We start from the raw sequence: 23,564 nt of genomic DNA, 5'->3' as shown, positions 1-23,564 counted from the left end.
GGAGAGGCGCCGCGGGTCACTCGCCGGCGAGGCCGCCGAGCAGGTGACCGAACGAACGGCCCTCACCGAGGAAGGCGTCGGGGTCGAACGGATCGATCTCGACCCGCACGTCGCGCCGGGCGATCGACTCGGCCAGTTCGCGCGCTCCGCGCTCGATGCGCGAGGCGAGGGGCTTCACGTCATCGGCGTGAGCGCCCCAGTCGCTCGACGCCGCGAACACGCCGGTGGCCACAGGCTCCGCGTGGAGGTACGCGAACAGCGGACGGATCGCGTAGTCGATCGCGAGCGAGTGGCGGGCGGTGCCCGCGTTCGCCCCGATGAGCACCGGCATGCCCGTGAGCGCGTCGGGGTCGATGACGTCGAAGAACGACTTGAACAGACCCGAGTAGCTCGTCGAGAAGATCGGCGTGACGACGATCAGCCCGTCGGCGGTCACCACCTGGCGGATCGCCGCCTCCAGCGCGGGGGGCGCGAACCCGGCCAGCAGGTTGTTGGTGATGTCGTGCGCGAGGTCGCGCAGCTCGATGATGTCGACCGTCGCCTCGATGCCCTGCTCGCGCAGCTGCGCGATCGTCGACGCGGCGAGCCGGTCGGCGAGCATGCGGGTCGAGGACGGGTTCGACAGTCCAGCGGTGACGACGGCGATGCGGCGGGTCATCGGACCGCCTCCTTCCGAGTCGCGGCAACGCCGAAGGCGGAGCCGGGTGCGGGGGCCAGCGCCGGCGAATCCTCGTAGGGACCACCGACGGTGAGGTTGTTGCCGGCCGCCGCGGTGGGGCGGGCCTGGCGGGGCTCACCGTCGCCGTACTTGGCGTGAACGCGGTCGGCGTGGGTCGGGGCGTCGGGCACCTCGGCCGGACGGTTCTCGGCGAGCTCCTTGCGGAGCACGGGCACGACCTCCGAGCCGAGCAGCTCGATCTGCTCGAGCACCGTCTTCAGCGGGAGCCCGGCGTGGTCGACGAGGAACAGCTGACGCTGGTAGTCGCCGTAGTGGTCGCGCATCGCGGCGTAGCGGTCGATCACCTGCTGCGGGGATCCGACGGTGAGCGGCGTCAGCTCGCTGAACTCCTCGAGCGAAGGGCCGTGGCCGTAGACCGGCGCGTTGTCGAAGTACGGACGGAAGCGGTCGACCGCATCCTGCGAGTTCTTCGCGATGAACGCCTGCCCGCCGAGCCCGACGATCGCCTGCTCAGGGGTGCCGTGCCCGTAGTGCGCGAAGCGCTGACGGTACAGGGCGATCAGGCGCTGGTAGTGCTCCTTCGGCCAGAAGATGTTGTTCGCGAAGAAGCCGTCGCCGTAGTACGCGGCCTGCTCGGCGATCTCGGGCGTCCGAATGGACCCGTGCCACACGAACGGCGCGACGCCGTCGAGGGGACGAGGAGTCGAGGTGAAGCCCTGAAGCGGGGTGCGGAAGCTGCCCTCCCAGTCGACGACGTCCTCGTTCCAAAGACGCTGCAGGAGCGCGTAGCTCTCGATCGCGATCGGGAGCCCCTGGCGGATGTCCTTGCCGAACCACGGATACACCGGGCCGGTGTTTCCACGACCCATGACGAGGTCGACGCGGCCACCGGTCAGGTGCTGCAGCATCGCGTAGTCCTCGGCGATCTTCACCGGGTCGTTCGTGGTGATGAGGGTCGTCGCGGTCGAGAGGATCAGGCGCTCCGTCTGGGCGCCGATGTACGCGAGTGTGGTCGTGGGCGACGAGGAGAAGAACGGCGGGTTGTGGTGCTCGCCGAGGGCGAAGACATCGAGGCCGACCTCCTCCACGTGCTTCGCGATCGTCACGATGTCCTTGATGCGCTCCGCCTCACTCGGCGTTCGGCCGGTCGTGGGGTCGCGCGTGATGTCGCTGACGCTGAAGATGCCGAACTGCATCGGGCTGCTCATGATGATTCCGATTCTCCGTAGGTTCTATGCGTTTGCATTGATACCCGATGAAACCGAACGGGACCCGAGAGTATTCCCGTGAGCCAGCGCGGGTCGCGCGGCTGCCCTAGCCTCATATTCATGGCGACCGTCAACCTCACCGAGAAGAGCTTCGAGAGCACCGTCCTCGAGGGCGACATCGTGCTCGTCGACTTCTGGGCCGAGTGGTGCGGGCCGTGCCGCGCCTTCGGCCCCGTCTTCGAGGGCTCGAGCGAAAAGCACCCCGACATCACGTTCGCGAAGGTCGACACGGATGCCGAGCAGGGGCTCTCCGCAGCCCTCAACATCCGATCGATCCCGACCCTCATGGCCTTCCGCGACGGCATCGGCGTGTTCGCTCAGCCAGGAGCGTTGCCCGGTCACGTGCTCGAAGACCTCATCGCGCAGATCCGCGCGCTCGACATGGACGAGGTGCGCGAGAAGATCGCCGCCGCCCAGTCGGAGCTCGCCGAGCAGTAGCCGGACCGGTCGCTACTTGAGCGACCCCATGAGCAGCACCACGCGGTAGCCCTCGCGCCGCTTCTCCACGCGAGCGGGGATGCGCGCCTTCTTGCCGGACCCGTCGAGACGCCGCAGCGTCTCATCGATCACCGACTCGAGCCCGCGCGGCACGCTCCCCACGACCCCGCTCACGCGACGTCCGGTGAACAGGCGCACCTCGATCGGCGCATCCACCCGCTCCGCCTCGAGCGAGCGGGGTGAGATCGCGGTCTCGACGCCCTCCTGCTCGGACTCGAAGATCTCGCGAAGGGCGTCCTGGTGCGGATTCGAGTTCGCGAGGACGAGCGTCACGCGCTTGTTGCGAGGCGCGAGGTCGTAGATGTAGTCGTCGAAGCTGCCGAAGCCCCGATCGTCGCGCGGAAGCTCGGGATCGACGCCTCGTCGGCTGCGGAAGAATGCCACTCCGGGATGCTATCCCGCGACGACAGACGGCAGCACACCGCGCAGACCTCCGCGACGAGACCGTGCCGGCATTCCTCTTCCACGCTGAGAGTGTGCGCCGACGGACTCGACCCGGCCATCCCCAGAGCGAGGGCCCCTCATCCGGGTGCGCACGCGTGTTCGAGGCTCAGCGGCGCCCGGGAACGCGAACGGGCCGCCACCCGAAGGTGACGGCCCGTCGAAGAAGATCGCGGTATCGATCGACGCTGCGCTCAGCGGCGCAGACCCAGGCGCTCGATCAGCGAGCGGTAGCGCTCGATGTCGATGTCCTGGAGGTAGCCCAGCAGCCGGCGACGCTGACCCACGAGGAGGAGCAGACCACGACGCGAGTGGTGGTCGTGCTTGTGCTCCTTGAGGTGCTCGGTCAGGTCCTTGATCCGCTTGGTCAGGATCGCGACCTGCACCTCGGGGGATCCGGTGTCTCCGGGGGCGGTGGCGTACTCATCGATGATCGCCTTCTTGGTCTCTGCATCCAGTGCCATAGAGGGGATCCCCTTTCTCTCGCTGCGCGGTGCCGCCTGCCTTCTGCAGGGGCGCTCTTGATCCGCGGCCGTTGGACGGCAACCTCCCGATCCTAGCAGAGGATCAGAGCGCAACAGCGAGCAGCAGGACGAGCGAGAACGACGCGAGAACCAGCACAGCGAAGAACGACGAGATGACGATTCCTGCCACGGCCCAGCCGCGACGACGGAGCGCGCCGTCGGCGGTCTCTCGGATGCCCCGGACCCCGTAGCGGATCGACGCGGTCGCGAGCACACCCACCACGAGAAGCTTGATCCCTTCGAGCGCAAGAGCGCCGTCGGCGAGGCGGGCCGCATCCGATACGAGGTACACGGCTGCGAAGGTCAGCGTGCCCACGACCGCGTTCGCGGCCACCACGAGGGCGGCGAACTGCAGGCTGCGGGTCGCAGCGACGTCGGCGGGGCGGCGCCCGGACGCGGTGATCGCGACACGGGTGCCGCAGTGGGCACAGAAGGGCTCATCGGGAACGGCAGCGCTTCCGCAGCGTGCGCAGGCGACTCGTCGGGTGCGCGGTGTCGGGAGGGCAGCGGGCGTGAGCACTCCGGGGGAGAGAGTGGTCATGTCCCCCATTGTGCGGCGGGGTCCCCCATGGGGCAACCGGTTCTGTGGTCTTCGGGACTATGCCGTGCCCCTGCCGCCAGCTCACAGCCTGCGCTGGGAGACTTATGCAGTGCTGGTGGCCCGACTCCTCGACGTACTCCTCGTCCTCGTGCTGCTGGTGTACCTCGGCGAAGGCTGGCGGAACGGGATCCTGCGCAGCGTCAGCGTGATCCTCGGAATCGCCGCCGGAGGTGTCGCGGCGTTCTTCGCGATCCCGCTCGTGGCCACCGCGATCCCCGGACCTGAATGGCGTCTCGCCGCCTCGATCACCCTCGCGATCCTGTTCATCGGGGCGGGACACCTCATCGGCGCCGCCGTCGAGCGCGCGCTCCGCCACCGCCGCGACGACCCGCGCCACGACCGCGACCTCTCCACTGCGGAGCGGCTGCTGGGCGCCGTCGCGAACATCGTCATGGCGGCGCTCGTCGTCTCGCTCGTCGCCGGCAGCGTCGCGCAGCTGGGTGTTCCGGTGCTCTCCCAGGCGGTGCAGCGCTCGGTCGTCGTCGGCGTCATCGAGCAGCTCACACCGGGCTTCGTCGACGAGTCGATCGCGCGGGTGCGCTCGGCGATCCTCGAAGAGGGCATCCCCACGATCGACGAGGCACTCGGCGGCATCACCGACAACCAGGCTCCGCCATCCGTCGACACCGCGACGGATCCGCTCGAAGCGGCCGCGCTGTCCGTCGCGCGCATCAGCGGGACCGCGTACCAGTGCGGCCAGAACCAGTCCGGATCAGGGTTCGTCGTCGCGCCCGAACGCCTCGTGACCAACGCCCACGTGGTCGCGGGCGTGCCCTCCCCCGTCATCGAGCTGCCCGACGGCCACGTGCTCGACGGACGGGTCGTGTACTTCGACTCCGACCTCGACGTGGCGATCATCGCCGTCCCGGGTATGACCGAGGACCCGCTGCGGATCGCGGACGCGTCGATCGGCCAGCCGGGCGTCGTCGATGGCTACCCGCACGGTGGCCCGTTCACCTCGGGAGCGGCGGAAGTGCGTGCCATATCGGAGGAGAACGTCGCCGACATCTACGGAGAGAGCTCCTCAGAGCGCGAGGTGCTGACGCTCGCGGCCGACGTGCAACCCGGCAACTCGGGAGGGCCATTCCTCACCGAGGACGGCGAGGTCGCGGGACTCGTGTTCGCCCGCAACGCCGACCACGCGACGATCGGGTACGCCACGAGCTCTGCCCAGCTCGAGAGCGTCTACGACAAGGCGTCGTCGTTCACGAGCGCGGTGCGCCCCGGGCACTGCGTCGTCGGCTGAGGAGTCACAGCGCCCGGATCACTCGGTCGCCGGGATCCGCATGTACCACTCTGTGAACGAGCGCGCCCGACCGTCGGGGGCGAACACGATCACCCACAGGTTCGCGTAGCGGCGGTCCTCCGGGTAGTCGGTGCGCCCGTCGATGAAGGCGGTGTCACCGTCGATGCCCGCCAGTTCCCACGAGAATTCCGTCTCGCCTGGCTTGTCGGCGCTCTCCAGCCAGCTCGCGACGATCGCCTCGACCCCTACGACCGGCTCACCGAACGGCTCGTAGCGATACTCGGCATCCGGCGTGAACAGTGCACGGATCTCGTCGGGCTCGTTCGATTCCCACGCGGTTCGGTACCCGGCCATCCACCGGGCGACTTCATCTCTCTGGGTCATGCCGCCTGTCTACTCCTCGCCCCCGACACGCCGTGAGGTATTGACGGAGCTCCGGGACGGGTGCACCCTGGATATAGATCCACTCATCGCCCAGCAGAGCCGGAGTCATCGACCCGCCACTGGGCGATGAGTTCGTTAACGGCCAGATCGCCCCGGCCGGATGCCACCGCAGCCGGAGCTCACCGAACGGGCACGGCCGCGTTCAGCGCCTGGCGCGCGGCGAGCAGTCGATCGAGATCCCGTCGCTCGTCGTGTCGGGTGCCGATGTCATCACGACCGCTCACGATCCGCTGACGGGTGAACGCGAGCGCCGTGGCCGCGCGGATGTACGCGTGCATCTGCGGGGCGACCCGGTTGGCACGCGCCCACTCGAGCACGTGCCGCCGACCGGCGGGAGTCGCCAGCGCCTGGACCTCCTGCGGGCTCAGCCAGCCCACGGCCGCGTACTCGGCAAGGCGCTCGGCGGTGAGCCGCACCTCCTGCGCCCGCAGCCGCAAGATGAGCACGATCGCGGCGGAGAAGAGCGGCACCTGCACCACCAGGTACACCACGAACCAGCCGCCGATACCGAGCAGAGCGAGAGCATTCCACACCGCGTGGAGCAGCATCGCCGGCACGAGCCCCAGGAGGAAGCCGGCGAAGCCGCCCGCCGCGCCGCGCCTCCCCCACAGCCCGATGAAGAGCCCCGTCATCGAGGTGAACATCGCGTGCGCGAAGGGCGACAGGATCCCGCGCACGAAGAAGGTGAGGCCGACGTCGGCGCTCACGAACCCGGAGTACGAGATGCTGTCGGCGAAGTAGAGGATGTTCTCGGTGAACGCGAACCCGGCGGCGACCACTGCGGCATAGACGATCCCGTCGACCGGGCCGTCGAAGAAGCGCCGGGCGACCAGGAAGATCAGCAGCACGCCGAGCCCCTTCGCCGTCTCCTCCACCACCGGTGCCTGAACGATGCCGCCGAGCAGATCTGAGGCGTCCGGATCGGTGCCCGACGCGTATGCGGCGAGCTGGATGCCCACGTCGATCAGCAGCGTCACCGCGATCGAGACGCCCGCGCCCCAGAGGAACCCGAAGGCCAACAGCGCGCGCGGCTCCGGCTCCCACCGGTCGATCCACCGCACCCCGAGCAGCACGATCACGAGCGGAGCGAGAGCGAGGATCGCCCCTGAGATCAGCAGCCCCGGACCGAGAGCCAGCAGCAGGTACCCGACGACCGCGACGACGGCGACACCCACGACTCCGAATCCGGCGATCGCCCACCCGATGAGCGATCCGCCGCGGCGCGGAGGCTCGGCGAGCACCGGCTGCGGCGGCGCGGCCTGGGCGCGCACCTCGGTCGGTGCGGAGCCCGGCGGGCGCGGATCGGCGTTCTCGGGCGATCGGGCATCGAACGACATGGGGTCACCCTAGTGGCGCCCACGGACGCCCAGCAGGCGCTACTTCTGCTGTTCGCGCAGGATGGCGAGCGCCCGCGCCACCCGATCGCGCAGTCCCGGGACGTTGCGGCGCTGCGGGATGCGGGCGCGCTCCAGCAGCGCGACGACCTCCGCGCGCTGCTCCTGACGGACGGCGTCCGCGGCCGCGTTGCGCTCCACTGCCGCGCGCACGGCGACCACGAAGGCGATGATCGAGAGCCCGGCCGCGACGATCGCGGGGATCGCCAGATACGGCAGCGATTCCGCGAAGCCGACGACCGCCGCCGCGACCCCGATGCCGAGCACGGCGAGCAGCGCCACGAGGCGCAGAGTGGGCCCGGCAGCCGAGCGCCGCGCCACGTGGCGGTCGGCATCCGCGAGGCGCGCGTCGAATTCGGCGAGCTCCTCCGCCTCGAGTTGCATCACCTGGCGGTCGCGCAGGTCGCGCCGTAGTCGCGCGTAGGTGGGCCGATCACGACGCACGACCGCGAGCACCGCCGCCGTACCGACGCCGAACGCGACCACGGCCGTCGCGACGAGGATCAGGAACGCCACGACCGGCTGCGACGCGTCGAACAGCAGGCGCGCGGCGGCATCCACTGCGAACGCGACGAGCACCGCCGTGATCGCCGTGACCGCGGTGGTCCAGGTGAGCTCGCGCACGCCGGTGCGGGTGATGACCTCCGGGTCGTCGGTGTCGCGGATGCGGCGGGCGTCGATGAACCCGGTCACCGCGTCGCCGATCTGGAGAGCCAGAATCGACACCTGCAGAAGCAGCGCGACGACGAGCAGCGGGATGAGATCCACGGATGCGACCTTACTTCTCTCCGTCAGCGCCCGGACCCGGTCGGCGCGTCGACCGCCCCACCGAAGCGTCGGGTGCGCCGACCGTACAGCTCGATCGCGCCCCACAGATCCTCGCGGTTGAAGTCGGGCCAGAGCCGATCGAGGAACACCATTTCGGCGTACGCGCTCTGCCAGAGGAGGAAGTTGCTCGTGCGCTGCTCGCCGGAGCTGCGGACGAAGAGGTCGACATCCGGGAGCTCCGGCACATAGAGGTGCCGCTGCAGGGTCTTCTCGCTGATGCGGTCGGGCGAGAGGCGGCCTGCGGCGACCTCCGCGGCGATGCCGCGCACCGCATCCGCGATCTCGGTACGGCCCCCGTAGTTGACGCACATCGTGAGGGTGAGGGTGCTGTTGCGGGCGGTGAGCTTCTCGGCGAACCGCAGCTCGTCGATGACGGAGCGCCACAGCCGAGGCGTGCGGCCCGCCCAGCGCACCCGCACCCCCCACTCGTTCAGCTGGTCGCGGCGGCGGTGCAGCACGTCGCGGTTGAACCCCATCAGGAAGCGCACCTCGTCGGGGCTGCGCTTCCAGTTCTCGGTCGAGAACGCGTACACCGAGAGGTGCTTCACGCCGATCTGGATCGCCCCGGCCACGACGTCGAGCAGCGCGGCCTCCCCCGCCTTGTGCCCCTCGACTCGGGTGAGCCCCTGACGGTTCGCCCAGCGGCCGTTGCCGTCCATGACGATCGCGACGTGCTCGGGAACCGCGGCGGCGGGGAGCTTCGGCGGATGCTTGCCGGTCCAGTCGAGAGGGACGAAGTCGACGGCATCGCGGTGAGTCTTCGGCACCGGCATCAGGCGCTCGTCCGATCGACGTGCTCGAGCGAGCGGAGACCCCGCTCCAGGTGGAATTGCGTGTAGGCGGCGGTGACTCCGGATGCCTGCGCGCGGGTGCGTTCGTCGGCGGCATCCGCGGTGGCCCAGTCGCCCGCGAGAAGCGCCGCGAGGAGCCCGAGGGTGTCGGCGTCGAGGCGGGGCGATCCGGGCGGGGCTGCGGCATCCGACACCACTCCCCCGAGCTGCACCACGAAGGCGCTGTGCGGGCCCGGCGCACCGGTGACGGCGCAGTCGACGAAGCTCGGCGCCCATCCGGCGATCGACAGCGCGCGCAGCAGATAGGAGTCGAGCGTGAGGCCCGCGGGGTGCTCGTTGCGCGAGAGCGAGCGCAGCGCGCCGACGAGCAGCAGATAGTGTTGCAGGCCCGCCTCGTGGTCGGTGAGGCGGTCGGCGGTCTCGACCATCGCGGTCGCGGCCGTGTAACGCGCGTAGTCGCCCGCGATGTCGGCGCCGTACGACCCGAGCGTCTCCGCCTGCTGCACGATGTCGAGGCTGCGGCCCACGTAGCACTGCATGTCCACGACCATGAACGGCTCGAGCCGTGCGCCGAACCGCGAGCCCGTGCGCCGCACGCCCTTCGCGACCGCCCGCACCTTGCCGTGCTGGCGGCTCAGCATCGTGACGATGCGGTCGGCTTCGCCCAGCTTGTGGGTGCGCAGCACGACGGCTTCATCACGGTAAGTCGGCACGCTCGATTATCCCCCGCGCCACCGACTCCGGGCCGGACGGGCGACATGTGGCGTGGCGTGCTACGAATGGGTCGTGACCGCAGGCCTCTTCACCATCCCCCTGTGGATCGACCTCCTCGCCGTCGGGATCGGCAGCGTTCAGGGGGCCGCGTTCGCGGCCCAGTTCCGTGACCGGCGGCTCGACCTGCTGGGGGTCGCGATCATCGGCATCGCGACCGGATTCGGCGGCGGCCTCATCCGCGACATCCTGCTCGGGCAGGTGCCTCTCGCGCTGCGCAGCAACTGGTATCTGCCGGTCGCGGTGGCTGCGGCGCTGCTCGGGATGCTGCTGCAGCGGCTCGTGCACCGCCTGGGCGTCACGATCAACATCCTCGACGCGGTGACGATCGGGATGTTCGGGGCGATCGGCACGACCAAGGCGCTCGCGCTCGGACTGCCGGTGGTGCCGGCGGTGTTCGTGGGCTCGGTGGCCGCGGTGGGCGGGTCGATCCTGCGCGACCTGCTGCTGAATCTGCCGATCGCGATCATGCAGGTCGGGTCGCTCTATGCGGTCGCCGCGATCGTCGGGACGTCGACGCTCGTGGTGCTCGACGCGCTCGGCGTCGATGTGCTCATTGCGGGGATCGTGTGCGTCGTGGTGACGTTCGGGGTGCGCGTGCTCGCGGTCGCGTTCCACTGGACGCTGCCGGAGCAGCGGCACCTCCCCACGGGCGCGATCCGCATCGTGCGCCGCCCGCGGCGCCCGGGCCCCGGCCGCTGACGCGGCCTCCCCCGAGGGGTCGCAGACTGCTGGAGACACGGCGTGTTTCGCGCAGTTTGCGACCCCTCAAAAGGGGCAGAGGGCAGCCGGGCGGCGCAGCCGCTCGGTCAGACTGCGGCGAGCTCGCGATCGCCGGACTCGAGACGCACCGCGCGGTTGACAGCCGACACGACCGCCTTCAGCGAGGCGGTGGAGATGTCCGCGTCGATCCCGACACCCCACAGGCGCTTCTCGCCCACCTGGAGCTCCACGTAGGCGGCCGCCTGCGCGTCGCCTCCGGCGCTGAGCGCGTGCTCCACGTAGTCATAGAGCTTGATCTCGTGCCCCTGCGACGCCATGATCCCCAGGAATGCCGCGATCGGGCCGTTGCCCTCACCGTGCGCGTCGCCGACCTGGTCGCCGACCCGCCAGCGGATGTCGAGCTGCACCACACCGGCGAGCTCGCTCGCGGTGCGGGTGGAGATCAACTCGTAGCGCCCCCACTTGTCGGACACATCTGCCGCCGGCAGGTACTCGTCCTGGAAGATCGCCCAGATCTGGTCGCTCGTGACCTCGCCGCCTTCGGCATCCGTCTTCGTCTGCACGACCTGGCTGAACTCGATCTGCAGCTTGCGCGGCAGGTCGATCGCGTGGTCGGTCTTCAGCAGGTACGCGACGCCGCCCTTGCCGGACTGCGAGTTCACGCGCACGACGGCCTCGTATCCGCGGCCCAGGTCCTTCGGGTCGATCGGCAGGTACGGCACGGCCCACTCGAGCTCCGACACCGGCACTCCGCGACGCTCCGCCTCGGCCTCCATCGCCTCGAAGCCCTTCTTGATGGCGTCCTGGTGGGAGCCGGAGAAGGCGGTGTAGACGAGGTCGCCCGCCCACGGGCTGCGCTCGTGCACCTTCAGCTGGTTGCAGTACTCGGCCGTCACGCGGATCTGGTCGAGGTCGCTGAAGTCGATCTGCGGGTCGATCCCCTGGCTGAACAGGTTGATGCCGAGAGCCACCAGGTCGACGTTGCCGGTGCGCTCACCGTTGCCGAACAGGCATCCCTCGATGCGGTCGGCGCCGGCCATGTAGCCGAGCTCGGCCGCCGCGATCGCGGTGCCGCGGTCGTTGTGCGGGTGCAGGCTCAGGATCACGTTCTCGCGGTGCGCGAGGTGGCGGCTCATCCACTCGATCGAGTCGGCGTAGATGTTCGGCGTGGCCATCTCGACCGTGGAGGGCAGGTTGATGATCACCTTGCGCTCGGGCGTCGGCTCGAAGACCTCGATCACCTGGTTGCAGACCTCGACGGCGAACTCCAGCTCGGTGCCGGTGTAGCTCTCGGGCGAGTACTCGTAGTAGACGGTCGTGCCGGGCACCGTGGCCTCGAGCTCGCGGCACTTGCGCGCCCCGTGCAGGGCGATGTCGATGATGCCCTGCTTGTCGGTGCGGAACACGACCTCGCGCTGCAGCACGCTCGTGGAGTTGTAGAGGTGCACGATGGCGGACTTCGCGCCACGGATCGATTCGTAGGTGCGCTCGATGAGGTGGTCGCGCGCCTGCGTGAGCACCTGGATGGTGACGTCGTCGGGGATGAGGCCCTCTTCGATGAGCATCCGCACGAAGTCGAAGTCGGTCTGGCTGGCGGACGGGAAGCCCACCTCGATCTGCTTGTAGCCCATCCGCACGAGCAGGTCGAACATGATCCGCTTGCGCTCGGGGCTCATCGGATCGATGAGGGCCTGGTTGCCGTCGCGCAGGTCGACGGCGCACCACATGGGAGCCGCCTCGATGTGACGGTCGGGCCAGGTGCGGTCGGGCAGCTCGACGCGGAACTGCTCGTGGTACGGCCGATATCGGTGAATCGGCATCGTGGAGGGGGTCTGGGTGTTCTTCATGGTCTCAGCTCTTCCTGGTCGTGTGGGGCCGACAGCGGACTCCGCGACGGGGAAGGCCTCGTGAACTAGGACCCGTCGCGGCGGCTAAGAAGGAGAAGGCCGAAACGCACCAGAGAAGATTAGCACTCGCGACCCGGCAGCGGCGACCGCGGCCGACGCGCGAACATCCGAGAACGTTGGGTGGCGCGGGCGCGAGCGGCCTCCGGATACTGATGCCATGCGCCTTCGTGTTCCCGTCACGGCCGCCTTGGCGGCATCCCTTCTGCTCCTCTCCGGGTGCGCCACGACCACCTCCGCACCCGGCGCCGACGGGCAGGGCGATGTGCCCGCCCCGTCGGATGCGATCGCGGCTCCCGGCACGGTCATCGGCCAGGGCACCGTGCTGCAGGTCGACGGCGAGGACCCGATGCTGTGCCTCGGCGCGGTGGCGGAGTCGTATCCGCCGCAGTGCAGCGGTCCGGCGATCACCGGATGGGACTGGGATGCGGCATCAGGTCAGGAGTCGGCGAGCGGGGTGACGTGGGGCACCTATGCGGTGACCGGCACCTGGGACGGCACCACGTTCGACGCGGAGTCGTCGGTGCCGCTCGCCCTCTACGACCCGATGCCGATCGACGACCCGCTCACCGATCCGGCCAACGGGGGCGACACTCCCCGCGACGAGCTCACGTCGATTCAGAACGGCCTCGACGATGCGCCGGTGACGGTGCTCTCGTCGTGGATCGAGAACGGCTACCTCTTCGTGCAGGTGATCTACGACGACGGCACGATCCAGGCGTGGGCGGATGACACCTACGGAGTGGATCGGGTGGCGGTGCGCTCGGCGCTGCGCGACGTGTAGTCGGCGGCCGCGCACTTAAGAAGGGCACGATAGGCACTGCAGTGCCAGCCTTATGGCACGCAAAATGCGCCATTCGACCGTTAAGTGTCGCTTCTTAGCCGCATGCTCATGACATGAGCAAACGAAACATCATCTCTGGTGTGGCCCTCAGCGCCGTCGCCCTCGGCTTGGTGCTGACCCCGGCCGTCAGCGCCTCGGCCGCCCCGATCGATTGCAAGGTCACGAAGGCGGTGATCTCGAAGGTCGACGGGCGCGCCCGGGCGACGGGGTACGGCGACTGCCGCCCCAACTACGACGGCTCGTGGTTCACTGCGACGTTGAAGACCGAGGTGTTCCACAACTACGACTTCGTACCCGACGCAGGTGTGACCACCGGATGGACCAACAAGAAGATCACCACGAAGTCCTACACGTGGATCGGTCACACGCAGCGATGCGACAACGCGACCGTCGCCGACTACTTCGCCAAGGCGACCGTCGGCATCTCCACTAAGACGTCCGACACGAAGCGAATCGCGACCTGCAAGGGCACCGGTGGATGATCTGACGCGGTCGCGAGAGGGCATCCGCGTGGAGCAACTGCAGGTACGGCGGGGGCGGCGCATCGTGCTCGAGTCGGTGAGCTTCGCCCACGAGCACGGCGTCTTGGCGTTGCTCGGGCCCAATGGGGCGGGGAAGAGCTCGCTGCTCGCGGTGCTCGCGACCCTGAGGCGGCCCGCCGGTGGCGAGATCGCCATCGCGGGCCACAGGATCGCCACTGGGAAGGACCGCCGAGCGGTCCGGGGGGCGATCGGGTTCCAAGCCCAGGATGACCGCCCGCCCGCTGAGCTGAGATGTGCCGACTATGTGCGTTATGCGGCGTGGCTCGCGGGTGTCGACCGTTCGGCGCTGGATCACGCGACCGCTCGCGCCCTCAGCCGAGTGAATCTGACGGAGCATGGACGCACCCGCATCCGCCACCTCTCGGGCGGCATGCTGCGGCGGCTCACCATCGCCGCCGCGATCGCCCACCGCCCGCGCGTGCTGCTGCTCGACGAGCCCACCGCGGGACTCGACCCGCACGAGCGTCTGTCGCTCACCGGCGTGATCCGCGCCCTGGCGGGAAGCGCGACGATCGTGATGTCGACGCACCTCTCGGACGACGTGCGGCGTGCCGCGGACTCGGTGGCGGTCTTCTCGGCCGGCCGGATGACGTTCAGCGGATCGTTGGATTCTTTCGAACGGCTGGCCCCGGGAGATCTCGACGAGGCGTATCGCGCGGCGGTCGATCGATGATTCGCGCCACTCTCGCGTTGCTCGCGCGCCCGAGTATGTGGCTAGGTGTGCCTGTCGCCGTCGGTGCCGGAGTCGTCGCCGGCACGACCCGTCTGTGGCCCGGGCTCGCCGTCTGGGAGAACATCGATGAGGCGGTCGCCTCCAGCTCGGTTTTGCTGGGTCCGCTGCTCGCGGGGCTGGCGGCCTGGGAGGGCATGCGGCTGCGGAGGGCGGCGCTCGGCGGGCGATGGGTGCTGAGCACGCGGGGTGCCCTCGGGCCTGCGCCCGTGCTGATGATCGTTACCGTCGTCGCGGTGGGGGCGTATGTCGCGTGCGCTGGCCTCATCGCCCTACCGCTGGCGGGCCACGCGACCGCCGGGGGTCCGAATCTGCTGGTGATCGCCGCTGGCGGCATCGGTGTGATCACGCATTCGGTGTTGGGGTTGCTGGCGGGGTTCGCTGCACCGTTCTTCCTCGTTCCTGCGGTCGCGGCGCTCGCTGCCTACGTGATCGACCTCGCGTTCATATTGGGTGGGGGTGCGGTGAATCCGCGTGTTGCGGCTTTGGGCCCGGCAACGCAACAGGTGGCGTTCCCCTTCGTCGACGTGAATGCGGCTTTCGTCGGCGCCCAGCTTGTCGTGCAGCTGGGGGCGGCGGGAGTCTTGGCGGCGATTGCCCTGACGGTCGCGGCGAAGCGGGTCGGATGGGGCTCTCTGGCGGTGGTCGCCGTGTCGGGAGCGGTGGCGGCGGCTGGCGGGTTCGCGGCGACGACGATGCCGTCCGGTTTCCATCTGCCTGCTCGGAAGCCGGTTTTCTCGTGTTCGATGTACGGCGAGTTGGAGGTGTGCGTGCACCCTGCGTTCGAGGTGGCGTCTGCGCCTCTTGCGGAGGCCTTCGAGCCAGTTCGCGCCCGGCTGGCCGGGACGCGCCTGGGCTTCGATCGTGTGGAGCTGAGCTATCGCGGGCCGGGTGCTCATGCGACCACGGACTCGACGCTCATGGTCGTGTTCGACGATCTGAGCGAGGGGTGGCAGGACCGGGCGGTGGCCGAGTCCGCAGTGAATCTGATGCTGGGAGAGTTCCCCAACACCCCGTGTGCGGCAACGAAGGTGGTCGACTACGAAAGCGCGTACTGGGGTGGCGCCGCGGTCGTGGCGCTGTGGGTTGCCGGGGTCGACGACGCTGATCTGGATCCCCAGTTCGAGGCAGCTCAGTCGTGGTTCCTGCACTTGGGCGACGACGAGCGGACGGCATGGATCGACGCGCACACGGAATCGCTGTGTGCGGGGACCGTTCGTCCGAGCGATTTCGGATGATCCACGCGGCTCGGGTGATGCGGGTGGTCCCGCTGATCGGCGCGGCGGCGCTCGTGATGCTCGCTGCGGTTGCGCTCGCGCGGGTGGCGGTTCCGCTTCCGTTCGTCGATCGATTCCTGGTGCCGGCGGGCCTCTTGGCGACGATGGTGTCGGGCACGGTCGTGTCGGCGGTGCTGCTCGACCGGACACCCCGACTGACCGCGACCGCGGTTCGCCGGCTGCTGCCCGTGCGGCTGAGTGCCGCGATCGTGGCCCTGGGCGTGCCCCTGATCGCCCTGCTGGCAGCTGGGGATGGCGGGTTCGCCGTCGCCGTGGCGCGCGGGCATCTGCTGTTCACGGCGCTCGGCATCCTGGCCGTGCGCGCGATCAACGCCGCACTCTTCTGGCTGGCGCCGGTCGTGTATGGGTTATGCACCTGGGTCGCAGGGGTGGATGAGCACCTGCAAGTGCGCCCGTGGGCGTGGGCTCTGGCGGATGCCTGGGATGGCGGGGCTTGGCTCGGCACCTGGGTTCTCGTGGCAGCGGCGCTCGTGATTACGGCGATTCCGTGGCGGCGGGAGTGAGTCATCCGAACACCGACCGCGCCGTGGACGTGGCCTCGATTCGGATGCCATCGGGGATGAACACAGTCGCGACCGGTGGCCGCCAGTAGGCGGTGAGCGTCACGGTTGCGCTCCGCCCGTCGGCGGTGTCGGCGTGAGTCACGGCGAGCTCGTCGAAATGCTCGGTGCGGGCACGTTCGAGGTAATCGTCGACGGCCGCGCGGATGGTCGCGGGGCGCAACGTCGGACGCGGGCCGTCGGGCGTCAGTTCGACGTCGCTCAGTTCGAAGGACTCGGCTGCGGAGAGGCTGGCGCCGTCCGCGAGCGCGAGGAGGCTCTTCTTCTCGAGATAGAGCGACGTCGCCGCCGCGACAAGGAGGGCGACCGCGAGCACGAGCGCCCCGAATCCGGCGACGAGCGGCAGGGTGGACCCCATGTCGGATGCGAGGACACGTCGGGCGTTCATGGCAGCCCGACGAACCGTGGCACCTGCTCGGTGGCCGAGGCGCTCACCGCGATGCCCGCCGAGTCCAGGCCGAGAACGGGCGGGAGAAACGGCAGCGCGACGGTTGCGGTCATCCCGATGGTGACCGCGCCGTGCGGCTGGAGGCAGTCCGCTGGGTCCGGGTCGCAGCGTACGGTCACCTGGATGGTGGCGGCGTCGAGGTCGTAGTCGGAGGCGGTCGCTTTGATCGCGCGGGCCGCCGCGGCTTCGGCGTCCGAGACAGCGTGCTCCCGGACGAACACGCGTGCGGCCTGGCGCGCAGCCCCTTCGAGCCCCAGCGCGGCCGTCTGAACCGCGGAGAATGTGACGACCAGGTAGACCGTCGGCACGAGCAGCAGCAGCCCGACCGTCAGGAATTCGAGTGACGCCGACCCGAGGTCACCTGTGTCGCGCAGTTCAGTCGAGGTGCTCACGTATCGCGTGGCCCTCCACTTCGATCACGCGGTCCGGCCCGAGAAGGCCGAGCAGCGGCAGTGGAGCTTCAACCCTCACGACCACTGCGGAGTGATCCCGCCAACGCTCCTCTTCAACGGTGATGTGTGCTGCGTACTGTTCTCCGATCGCTGCCGTGATCAGTTCGGCCGCCCGTGCCCGTGCGTCGTGCGGGCTCTTGTCGGCAAGGGAGCCGTAGCGCGCTCCCTCTGCCGCAGCATCGAGCACCGTTGTGCGCACGTGGAGGGCGAGCGTGAGTTGCAGGACGGCGAGCGCGACCCCGGTGAGCAGCGCCCCGACGAAGACGAACTCTGCCGGGGCCGAGCCGCGATCGTCCCGCCATCGAGTGGTGATCCCCATCGCGCGCGGCCCTAGATGCCGGAGACTTTGTCGATCGCGTTCTGAAAGATCTCGCTGAGCGCCGGCCCGGCGAGCGCCCAGATCAGGAGGACGAGCGCCGCCGTCATGAGTGTGATCAGCACCCAGCCGGGCACATCGCCACGGTCGTCATTGAGCAGGTGTTTCAGTCGGCGTTTCGGGGTCATGTTGGCGATGCTGCCGGAGAACTGAGTGACATGACCGTGACTATCCACAAGGGCCAGCGAGACCAGGCGCAATCGGCGCACACTGGGATGATGAGCGATCTGCACGAAGCGCGTGAGAGTCTCCCCATCGCACTGCCCTATGAAGACATGGAGGCCGAGACGGAGCGCATCATCCGCACGGGCACCATTTGGCTGGGGGCTGTCGCGGTGACTGCTGCTCTCCTTCTCGGGCCGTCGGTCGCCTCGGGGTGGCGTCCGACAACTCTGCCGATGGTGTTCGACGTGGCGTGGTGGTTGGGTGCGACTGCGGCGGCGATCGGGATCGGACTGCTCGTCTGGGCGGGATGCCCCGTGCTCGGGTTCCGTCTGCCCGACGCCTACCGCCAGAAGGTGTTCAGCATCCGTGTGGGGATCGTGTTGAGCCTGTCGGGAATGGCGTTCTCCGGGCTAGTGGTCTTGCTCGCCCCTGTGGGCTGATACAGGAGGCCGTCGGTCAGAAGCCGAGTTCGAGCACGAGTGTCGCGAGGAAGATCGCGAAGATTCCTGCCTGGCAAGGCTGCGCCGACTCGCCTACGCTCCCCCACATGCGACGCCAGCGGATCGACGGGGCACCAGTCGCCCTCTTTGCACGACGGCTTTCTCCGAAGCGCTGGGGGATCACAACGACAATCGAAAACGGCTCCAGTGGGTCACGTTGGCGTGTCGAACTCTCACCGCGAGCGAGTAGCCCGACCGACTACCGACTTGTCCAGGTCCAGATCGAGCGGGAAAGCGGCCGTCTGGAAGGTGTTTGGTCGATCTCCGCCAACACTTTCAAGGAGCCCTGGACCTACACGCGCACCGTCGATCTCGCTCCCCACGAATCCACACCGTCTCTCGTAGTCTTCGAGTTCATGATCCAACGACTCGTGTGGGTGCGGTGGCGATTGCGGGCCTGACTCAGAAGCCGAGTTCGAGCACGAGTGTCGCGGGGAAGATCGCGAAGACGATGGTGACCGGCAGGATGAGGAACACCAGCGGCACGAGCATGTAGACCTCTTTGCGGCCAGCCGACTCGACGAGCGCCCGCTGGGCGTCTTCCCGAGCTTCGCGGGCATGCTCGCGAAGGATCTCCGTCAGGGGCGTCCCGCGGTCGAGCGCGGTGACGACTTGATCGACCACGCGCGTCACCGACCGGATCTGCAGCGCTGACGACCAGTCCCTCAATGCGCCGGCCAGCGGTACACCCAGATCGAGATCTGCGACGACGCCGGCGAGCTCGTTCGCGAGTTCGCCACTTCCACTGCGCGCAACCCGGCGAATGGCGTCGCGGAGCGACTCCCCAGCCGAGATCGCGAGGCTCATGAACTCGAGTACGGTCGGCAGTTCTGCGGAAATCTGCCCCGCACGACGGCGGGCTCGCACCGCGAGGGCCCGCTCAGGAAGGGCTGCGGCACCGACTACGCACGCCAAGACGGCGAGAATGGCGAGCACCGGCGGTCCAGCTCGTTCGAGGATCGCGGCTGCCACGGCAAGGCCTCCTGCACCGCCGGCTCCGCTGAACACGAGTTGGCGCAATCGGACTCGATGGACGGTGCTCGAGGACGCGGATTGCCTCAAGTGGGTCACAAGATGGGTGTCGGATCCGGCGAGTTGGCCTATCGCGGAGGCGAGCTTGCCTTGCCAGTCCCTGCCTCCGGGCGTCCGTGACGGGTTGCTCTCCGCCATGGCCCGTGCGGACGGCGAGACGTCAAGGACGTGAGGGGCGACACGACCGACCAGGCGACGCGGCGACCCCCTCAACAGAACGGCTGCGAGCATCCAGAGCCCAGCTCCGCCTCCGATCCCCCACGCTACAGCGGCGACCCATGAGTCGCTCATGCGAACCACCTGCCTTCCTGAGGGAGCCGACCAACCCGAATCATGAGCCGATAGGCGATGAAGGTCAGAACGAACCCGGTCGACAGGACACCAACGCCTGCCGGCGTGTTGTACGCCTCAGCGACCTCGGGACGCGATCCCAGCAACAGCAACACGACCCACGGCGCGATGACACCGAGTCGTGCAGCACTCACCACCCATGATCTGCGCGCCTCTGCCTCTGCTCGTACTGCAGCTTCCGCACGAACTTGGCTGGACAGCGAACGGAGAATTGCGGGAAGTTCGGAGCCTCCGACCTCGCGCGCGACCCGCACCGTCTCGACAAGCTGATCCGCGACAGGATCGGCGAGTCGCGTCTTCAGGGCGTCGAGAGCAGGCATCAGGCGTCCATCTCGTTCCACATCGGTCGTGAATATCCGAAACGCGGGACGAAGAGCATCGGGTCCGTTCTCCGCGAGCGCGCACAGCGCGTCGCCGACCGTGGAGCCTGATCGGATGACGGCGACCAGTTGCTCGAGCACGTCGGGCCACAGCTGCCGTAGAGCCTTCCGTCGTGCCCTCCCCCGCCATCGCAGAACGGCGAGTGGGAGCGCAGCTCCCACAGTTGCTGCCGCCACTGACACGGCGATGATCGGCAGGGTTGCGGCGATCAGCCATCCCGCTCCAACCGCAATGACGACCGCGAGCGCGAGCACGTGGGTGCTGGTCAGTCCTCTCACGGCGGATTCGGCCACAAGTCGGTCGAGACGCGCGGAAAGTCGCACCCAGGTCGAAGTCCGTGCGCCAAGATGACGGGGAAACGTCCAGGGAGCGAGCGTCAGCAGAAGGCCCAGCCCCAGCACGATTCCCAGACCTGAGGCGAGCGTCATACCGTTCTCGCTGAGCGTTCGCGAAGGACCGGCAGCGGGTCGATCGCTGCTCGTCGGTACCTCGTCAGACGTGGGGGCGGAGTGCCGGTCGAGGCAAGCTCTCCGTCAACTCGTTCAAACAACGTCACCGCTTCTACAGACCCGTCTGCAATCCTCCCCGTCGGTGCGATGATCTCGGCAACCGCTCTCTCTCCGGACCTTCCGCGCTCGAGGAACACGACCAGATCTACAGTCGCTGCAACCGTGGGGGTAACGAACGCCGAGTCGATGTTGCGTCCGGCCAGGAGCGGCAGGGTGCACAGCTTCATGAGGGCGTCAGGAGCACTCCCGGCGTGAATCGAGCACATACCTGGAACGCCCGAGTTGAGAGCAATCAGGAGATCGAGCGCCTCAGCCTCCCGAACCTCACCCACCACAAGGCGCTCCGGCCGCATCCGCAGCGATTCCTTGATAAGGCGGCGGAGCGTGATCTCACCTGTTCCCTCGAGGCTTGGTTGACGACACTGAAGCGCGACGTGATCTCGTGCGGTCAGTGCAAGTTCGAACGTCTCCTCGACCGTGACGATTCTGTCTTCGGGAACGCACGCTCCGAGCAACGCACCCAACAGGGTGGTCTTTCCCGTGTGCGTGGCACCGGCGATGAGGATGTTGAGCCCTGCCCTGACGGAGATGTGGAGGAATCCTGCCGCCTGCGCCGTCAGCATCCCGAGCCGCACGAGGTCGGCGAGGGTACGCATCCCCGTACGGAAACGACGGATGTTGATCGACACGTGTGCACGCGAGATGTCGGGGATGACAGCGTGCAGGCGCGACCCGTCGGGGAGAGCCGCATCTACGAACGGGCTGCTGATGTCGATACGCCTGCCCGTCTGGTGCAGGAGCCGGTCGAGCAGGTCGCGAATGTCCTCCGCAGTCAGCGCGAGCGGGAGCTGCTCGGAGATTCCATCGTGGGCGACGAAGATGCGATCGGGAGCGTTGACCCAAATCTCTTCGATGCGCGGGTCGTCGAGATAGGGCTGAATCGGTCCCATGCCGGTGAGACTCGCGGACACCTCCTGAGCGACAGCGTCTTCATCGGCCAACATCGGCGCGCGTCCTCCGAGCGCCGCCTCCGCGTACTGTCGCAATTCGTCACGGAGGTAGCGGTCGACGACGGCCGGATCCGCGCGCAGGTCGGCGTCGTCACGCCGAGCTCTGTCGCGGATCCGGTCGCTGATCGCACCCGCCGGTGACTTCGGCCGGGTCATCGACGTGTCCGGAGTCTGCGGAGGAGGAGGACGAGCACGCCAACGGCGCAACCGATCCCCGCCGCGATGACCATGGCGATCAACTGGGGGTCGACGCCCGTGTCGGGAAGGTCCGGCCCATGCACGACGGATGTCTCGCTGGGGATCCCGCATTCTCCGCGGTGGATGACCTCGTCAGCCGCATTGGCGTACGTCTCGACCCACCAGTACGTGCCGGTCGGGAGCATCGTCGGGCCCGACTTCACCGTGTGGCGATCGACCACTCCGGGCGTCAAAGTGATCGCTTCACTTGCCCAAACGAGATTGCTCGGCTCGCAGATCGGTTGCCCGTCCCTATCGCGCTCCGCGCGGTATGCCGCGAACGCGAGCGTGTCGCCCTCCTCGATCGTGCCCCGGATGAGCGCAGCGTCCTCGACGGTCTCGGTCGCGCGGCGATTCGTTTGAGCCTCGGTCTCGACGATGACCTGAACGATCTCGGTGCGTTCTGAGATGGGACCGCAGGGTGCACCCCACACGATCTCGCCCGCTTGGTCGAGGATCTCGAACCGCCAGTCGTAGACCCCTGGACGGAGGTCGGAGGGCGCGGTTCCCGTGACGACCTCGGCCGCGGGTTGAAGGCCCGACGTCCACACGCGGGTCTCATCCGTACACGTCGCCGCGGGATCGATCGCTTCGGGGTCGGAGTCCTGAAGCGGACTCGGTCCGCCGTCGGGACGGCGGTAGAGGTGGAATCTCACCTGCGCTCCGTCGAACAGCAATCCGTCGAGGGATGCCACATCGGAAACGGGGAAGCCTTGGGCCTCCAGCTGCGTCGCCGCTGAGCGCCCGTCCGGCGGAACGATGGCGATCTCGGATGAGACGCCCCAACCGTCGGTCCAGCGGTATCCCTCGGGAAGGAAAGCACGCGTCGTCGGAGATTGATCCGCGGCGTCGATGACCGACACGGCGACGTACTGGTATCCGGACTCCAGCTTCTTCGTGGTGGATGCCCTGTAGTCGCCGAGTGGCCCCTCAGCCGCGGAGGTCGTGACCGTGAAGGAGTCGAATACTTCCGCGTCGTGGGGAATCGTTTCCCCCGAAGTGATCGACGTGGCCCGTGTGCGGTACACCGTGACGGTGGCGGTGACCACCTTGTATCCGCCGCCAGCCTCCTCCGGCCAGGGGTTCTTGAGGCCGCTCTGGGGGTCCTCCCCCGCAGAGAAGACGAAGTTATCGGTGAACGCATCTCCCTCGGCGGGATACCGCTCGGCAACCTGCGAGCGCAGTATCGGCGCAAAAGTGGCTGAGCGAGGATTCGGATCGCTTGCGCTGAGAGCCACCGAAACCTGCGCCTTCGGGCCGGGCCCGGCCGTATACTGCTGCGATCCGCCAGCGTTCTCGTACAAGGCGACCTTTCCCGCGTAGCCCCCACTTGTCGAGAAATTGCCCTTCGCTGAAATCCGGTACGGCGCCCCATCCTCGGGAGGCACACCGACCACGCGGTAGGACCCTCCGCCGAGGCCCGCGAGGGACCGCGTTCCGGATTCGACGAATCGACCGTTGGTGAGCTTGATACTTCCGCGAGCAGACGACGGGGAGAGCTTCACCGTGAGTGTGCCGTTGTAGTTGTTGCTGAACTCGGTCTGAAAGGACATCGAACCCGAGCCCTTCAAAGTCCCTGCCTTGACGCTCGATGCACCCGCACGGATTTTCTTGAGCTTCTCGAGGATGTCAGCGCGGGCAGAGGCAGGAGCACGCCACACGTAGTAGTCGTCTCCGGACTGACCATGACTCCCGTATTCCTTCGGGTCGGCGAGCGACCAGACGAAGAGGTGCACCGCTGCGGCCCAGTTATCGCTCGCTCTCTGCCCATAGGTCGCGACCGCCCAAGAGACCCGCGCATTCTCGTCGGCCGACATGGTGTGCCAGGCGCGGTCACCCAGCCGTACACTCGCGCCGAGTGGCGACCCTGCTGTGATCTCGAGGCAATAGGTGGCGACGCCGCCAACAAGATACTGACCGAGCCAGCCTGCTGGCGAGTCATATCCGCGTCCGTGAGACGCCGCGAAGGCGTTGGGAGCGCTCATCGGGTTGATGATGCCGAGAAGCACCGCGAACG

Annotated in this window: 28 protein-coding genes; 9 read left to right on the top strand and 19 right to left on the bottom strand. The window is 68.3% G+C overall.

The annotated features are described in order from the left end of the window. Positions 1–16: 16 nt before the first annotated feature. Together FVQ89_RS08110 and FVQ89_RS08105 are read right to left on the bottom strand one after the other, a co-directional pair. Positions 17–658 (bottom strand): FMN reductase, encoded by a 642-nt coding sequence (locus tag FVQ89_RS08110; RefSeq protein ID WP_147901312.1) that lies wholly within the window; start codon positions 656–658, stop codon positions 17–19. Continuing rightward, positions 655–1,875: an LLM class flavin-dependent oxidoreductase gene (locus tag FVQ89_RS08105; RefSeq protein ID WP_147901566.1), complete on the bottom strand. Its 1,221-nt coding sequence runs from the start codon at positions 1,873–1,875 to the stop codon at positions 655–657. The genes FVQ89_RS08110 and FVQ89_RS08105 overlap by 4 nt, the downstream gene beginning before the upstream one ends. Positions 1,876–2,007: 132 nt before the next feature. Here FVQ89_RS08105 and trxA point away from each other — a divergent pair, with 132 nt between their 5' ends. Further along, positions 2,008–2,385, top strand: coding sequence for a thioredoxin (gene trxA / locus FVQ89_RS08100; protein WP_147901311.1), 378 nt, complete (start codon positions 2,008–2,010; stop codon positions 2,383–2,385). A gap of 12 nt (positions 2,386–2,397) precedes the next feature. Here trxA and FVQ89_RS08095 read toward each other — a convergent pair whose 3' ends face one another. From FVQ89_RS08095 to FVQ89_RS08085, 3 genes are all read right to left on the bottom strand, one after another. Next, positions 2,398–2,829: a hypothetical protein gene (locus FVQ89_RS08095; protein WP_147901310.1), complete on the bottom strand. Its 432-nt coding sequence runs from the start codon at positions 2,827–2,829 to the stop codon at positions 2,398–2,400. A gap of 251 nt (positions 2,830–3,080) precedes the next feature. After that, positions 3,081–3,350 carry a 30S ribosomal protein S15 gene (gene rpsO / locus FVQ89_RS08090; RefSeq protein WP_120761187.1) on the bottom strand — a complete coding sequence of 90 codons (270 nt, stop codon included), beginning with the start codon at positions 3,348–3,350 and terminating at the stop codon, positions 3,081–3,083. 103 nt (positions 3,351–3,453) lie between these two features. Further along, positions 3,454–3,951 (bottom strand): hypothetical protein, encoded by a 498-nt coding sequence (locus FVQ89_RS08085; protein WP_147901309.1) that lies wholly within the window; start codon positions 3,949–3,951, stop codon positions 3,454–3,456. 115 nt (positions 3,952–4,066) lie between these two features. Between FVQ89_RS08085 and FVQ89_RS08080 the strand changes: the two genes are divergently transcribed. After that, positions 4,067–5,257: a MarP family serine protease gene (locus tag FVQ89_RS08080; RefSeq protein ID WP_222706055.1), complete on the top strand. Its 1,191-nt coding sequence runs from the start codon at positions 4,067–4,069 to the stop codon at positions 5,255–5,257. 18 nt (positions 5,258–5,275) lie between these two features. Here FVQ89_RS08080 and FVQ89_RS08075 read toward each other — a convergent pair whose 3' ends face one another. From FVQ89_RS08075 to recO, 5 genes are all read right to left on the bottom strand, one after another. Next, positions 5,276–5,641: a nuclear transport factor 2 family protein gene (locus FVQ89_RS08075; RefSeq protein WP_147901307.1), complete on the bottom strand. Its 366-nt coding sequence runs from the start codon at positions 5,639–5,641 to the stop codon at positions 5,276–5,278. A 179-nt stretch (positions 5,642–5,820) separates the two neighbouring features. Continuing rightward, positions 5,821–7,038, bottom strand: coding sequence for a PrsW family intramembrane metalloprotease (locus FVQ89_RS08070; RefSeq protein WP_147901306.1), 1,218 nt, complete (start codon positions 7,036–7,038; stop codon positions 5,821–5,823). A 39-nt stretch (positions 7,039–7,077) separates the two neighbouring features. After that, positions 7,078–7,863, bottom strand: a complete 786-nt coding sequence (locus tag FVQ89_RS08065; protein WP_147901305.1) for a hypothetical protein — start codon at positions 7,861–7,863, stop codon at positions 7,078–7,080. Between the two features lie 23 nt (positions 7,864–7,886). Continuing rightward, positions 7,887–8,699: an isoprenyl transferase gene (locus tag FVQ89_RS08060; protein WP_147901565.1), complete on the bottom strand. Its 813-nt coding sequence runs from the start codon at positions 8,697–8,699 to the stop codon at positions 7,887–7,889. After that, positions 8,696–9,427, bottom strand: coding sequence for a DNA repair protein RecO (gene recO / locus FVQ89_RS08055; protein WP_147901304.1), 732 nt, complete (start codon positions 9,425–9,427; stop codon positions 8,696–8,698). Before recO ends, FVQ89_RS08060 begins: the two co-directional genes overlap by 4 nt. Positions 9,428–9,500: 73 nt before the next feature. Here recO and FVQ89_RS08050 point away from each other — a divergent pair, with 73 nt between their 5' ends. Beyond that, positions 9,501–10,187 carry a trimeric intracellular cation channel family protein gene (locus tag FVQ89_RS08050; RefSeq protein ID WP_147901303.1) on the top strand — a complete coding sequence of 229 codons (687 nt, stop codon included), beginning with the start codon at positions 9,501–9,503 and terminating at the stop codon, positions 10,185–10,187. A 107-nt stretch (positions 10,188–10,294) separates the two neighbouring features. Here the strand turns inward: FVQ89_RS08050 and leuA are convergent, their stop codons facing one another. Further along, entirely contained in the window at positions 10,295–12,055 is a 1,761-nt protein-coding gene (gene leuA / locus FVQ89_RS08045; RefSeq protein ID WP_147901302.1) for a 2-isopropylmalate synthase, read from the bottom strand. A 217-nt stretch (positions 12,056–12,272) separates the two neighbouring features. Between leuA and FVQ89_RS08040 the strand changes: the two genes are divergently transcribed. The 5 genes from FVQ89_RS08040 to FVQ89_RS08020 all read left to right on the top strand — a co-directional run bounded on the left by FVQ89_RS08040 (position 12,273) and on the right by FVQ89_RS08020 (position 16,029). Further along, positions 12,273–12,896 carry a hypothetical protein gene (locus FVQ89_RS08040; protein WP_147901301.1) on the top strand — a complete coding sequence of 208 codons (624 nt, stop codon included), beginning with the start codon at positions 12,273–12,275 and terminating at the stop codon, positions 12,894–12,896. A 113-nt stretch (positions 12,897–13,009) separates the two neighbouring features. Further along, positions 13,010–13,438 carry a hypothetical protein gene (locus FVQ89_RS08035; protein ID WP_147901300.1) on the top strand — a complete coding sequence of 143 codons (429 nt, stop codon included), beginning with the start codon at positions 13,010–13,012 and terminating at the stop codon, positions 13,436–13,438. Further along, positions 13,431–14,171, top strand: coding sequence for an ABC transporter ATP-binding protein (locus FVQ89_RS08030; RefSeq protein ID WP_147901299.1), 741 nt, complete (start codon positions 13,431–13,433; stop codon positions 14,169–14,171). The genes FVQ89_RS08035 and FVQ89_RS08030 overlap by 8 nt, the downstream gene beginning before the upstream one ends. Positions 14,172–14,218: 47 nt before the next feature. Next, positions 14,219–15,466 (top strand): hypothetical protein, encoded by a 1,248-nt coding sequence (locus FVQ89_RS08025; RefSeq protein ID WP_147901298.1) that lies wholly within the window; start codon positions 14,219–14,221, stop codon positions 15,464–15,466. Further along, complete coding sequence (locus FVQ89_RS08020) at positions 15,463–16,029, top strand: hypothetical protein (RefSeq protein ID WP_147901297.1); 567 nt, start codon at positions 15,463–15,465, stop codon at positions 16,027–16,029. Before FVQ89_RS08025 ends, FVQ89_RS08020 begins: the two co-directional genes overlap by 4 nt. A 1-nt stretch (position 16,030) precedes the next feature. Here the strand turns inward: FVQ89_RS08020 and FVQ89_RS08015 are convergent, their stop codons facing one another. From FVQ89_RS08015 to FVQ89_RS08000, 4 genes are read right to left on the bottom strand one after another with little or no spacing between them, the layout of a single operon-like run. Beyond that, complete coding sequence (locus FVQ89_RS08015; RefSeq protein WP_147901296.1) at positions 16,031–16,474, bottom strand: pilus assembly protein TadG-related protein; 444 nt, start codon at positions 16,472–16,474, stop codon at positions 16,031–16,033. After that, positions 16,471–16,926 carry a hypothetical protein gene (locus FVQ89_RS08010; protein ID WP_147901295.1) on the bottom strand — a complete coding sequence of 152 codons (456 nt, stop codon included), beginning with the start codon at positions 16,924–16,926 and terminating at the stop codon, positions 16,471–16,473. Before FVQ89_RS08010 ends, FVQ89_RS08015 begins: the two co-directional genes overlap by 4 nt. Beyond that, positions 16,910–17,305, bottom strand: a complete 396-nt coding sequence (locus FVQ89_RS08005) for a TadE/TadG family type IV pilus assembly protein (protein ID WP_147901294.1) — start codon at positions 17,303–17,305, stop codon at positions 16,910–16,912. Before FVQ89_RS08005 ends, FVQ89_RS08010 begins: the two co-directional genes overlap by 17 nt. 11 nt (positions 17,306–17,316) lie before the next feature. Next, a complete protein-coding gene (locus FVQ89_RS08000) occupies positions 17,317–17,595 on the bottom strand; it encodes a hypothetical protein (protein ID WP_147901293.1) in 279 nt (92 codons plus the stop codon). Here FVQ89_RS08000 and FVQ89_RS07995 point away from each other — a divergent pair. Next, positions 17,581–17,967 carry a hypothetical protein gene (locus FVQ89_RS07995; protein ID WP_147901292.1) on the top strand — a complete coding sequence of 129 codons (387 nt, stop codon included), beginning with the start codon at positions 17,581–17,583 and terminating at the stop codon, positions 17,965–17,967. The genes FVQ89_RS08000 and FVQ89_RS07995 overlap by 15 nt on opposite strands. 462 nt (positions 17,968–18,429) lie before the next feature. Here FVQ89_RS07995 and FVQ89_RS14425 read toward each other — a convergent pair whose 3' ends face one another. From FVQ89_RS14425 to FVQ89_RS07975, 4 genes are all read right to left on the bottom strand, one after another. Continuing rightward, positions 18,430–18,999 (bottom strand): type II secretion system F family protein, encoded by a 570-nt coding sequence (locus tag FVQ89_RS14425; RefSeq protein ID WP_187264953.1) that lies wholly within the window; start codon positions 18,997–18,999, stop codon positions 18,430–18,432. A gap of 347 nt (positions 19,000–19,346) precedes the next feature. Beyond that, on the bottom strand, positions 19,347–20,069 hold the full coding sequence (locus tag FVQ89_RS07985; protein ID WP_187264952.1) for a type II secretion system F family protein: 723 nt from the start codon (positions 20,067–20,069) through the stop codon (positions 19,347–19,349). A gap of 146 nt (positions 20,070–20,215) precedes the next feature. Then, the gene (locus FVQ89_RS07980) at positions 20,216–21,466 is read right to left on the bottom strand and encodes a CpaF family protein (RefSeq protein WP_147901289.1); all 1,251 of its coding nucleotides are present in this window, start codon (positions 21,464–21,466) and stop codon (positions 20,216–20,218) included. After that, on the bottom strand, positions 21,463–23,532 hold the full coding sequence (locus FVQ89_RS07975; protein WP_222706054.1) for a hypothetical protein: 2,070 nt from the start codon (positions 23,530–23,532) through the stop codon (positions 21,463–21,465). The genes FVQ89_RS07980 and FVQ89_RS07975 overlap by 4 nt, the downstream gene beginning before the upstream one ends. Positions 23,533–23,564: the final 32 nt, after the last annotated feature.

This window comes from Homoserinibacter sp. GY 40078 (assembly GCF_008017545.1).
Lineage (GTDB): Bacteria > Actinomycetota > Actinomycetes > Actinomycetales > Microbacteriaceae > Homoserinibacter.
Note: the sequence above shows the minus strand (reverse complement) of the source record. Positions and strands in the feature narration are given on the sequence as shown.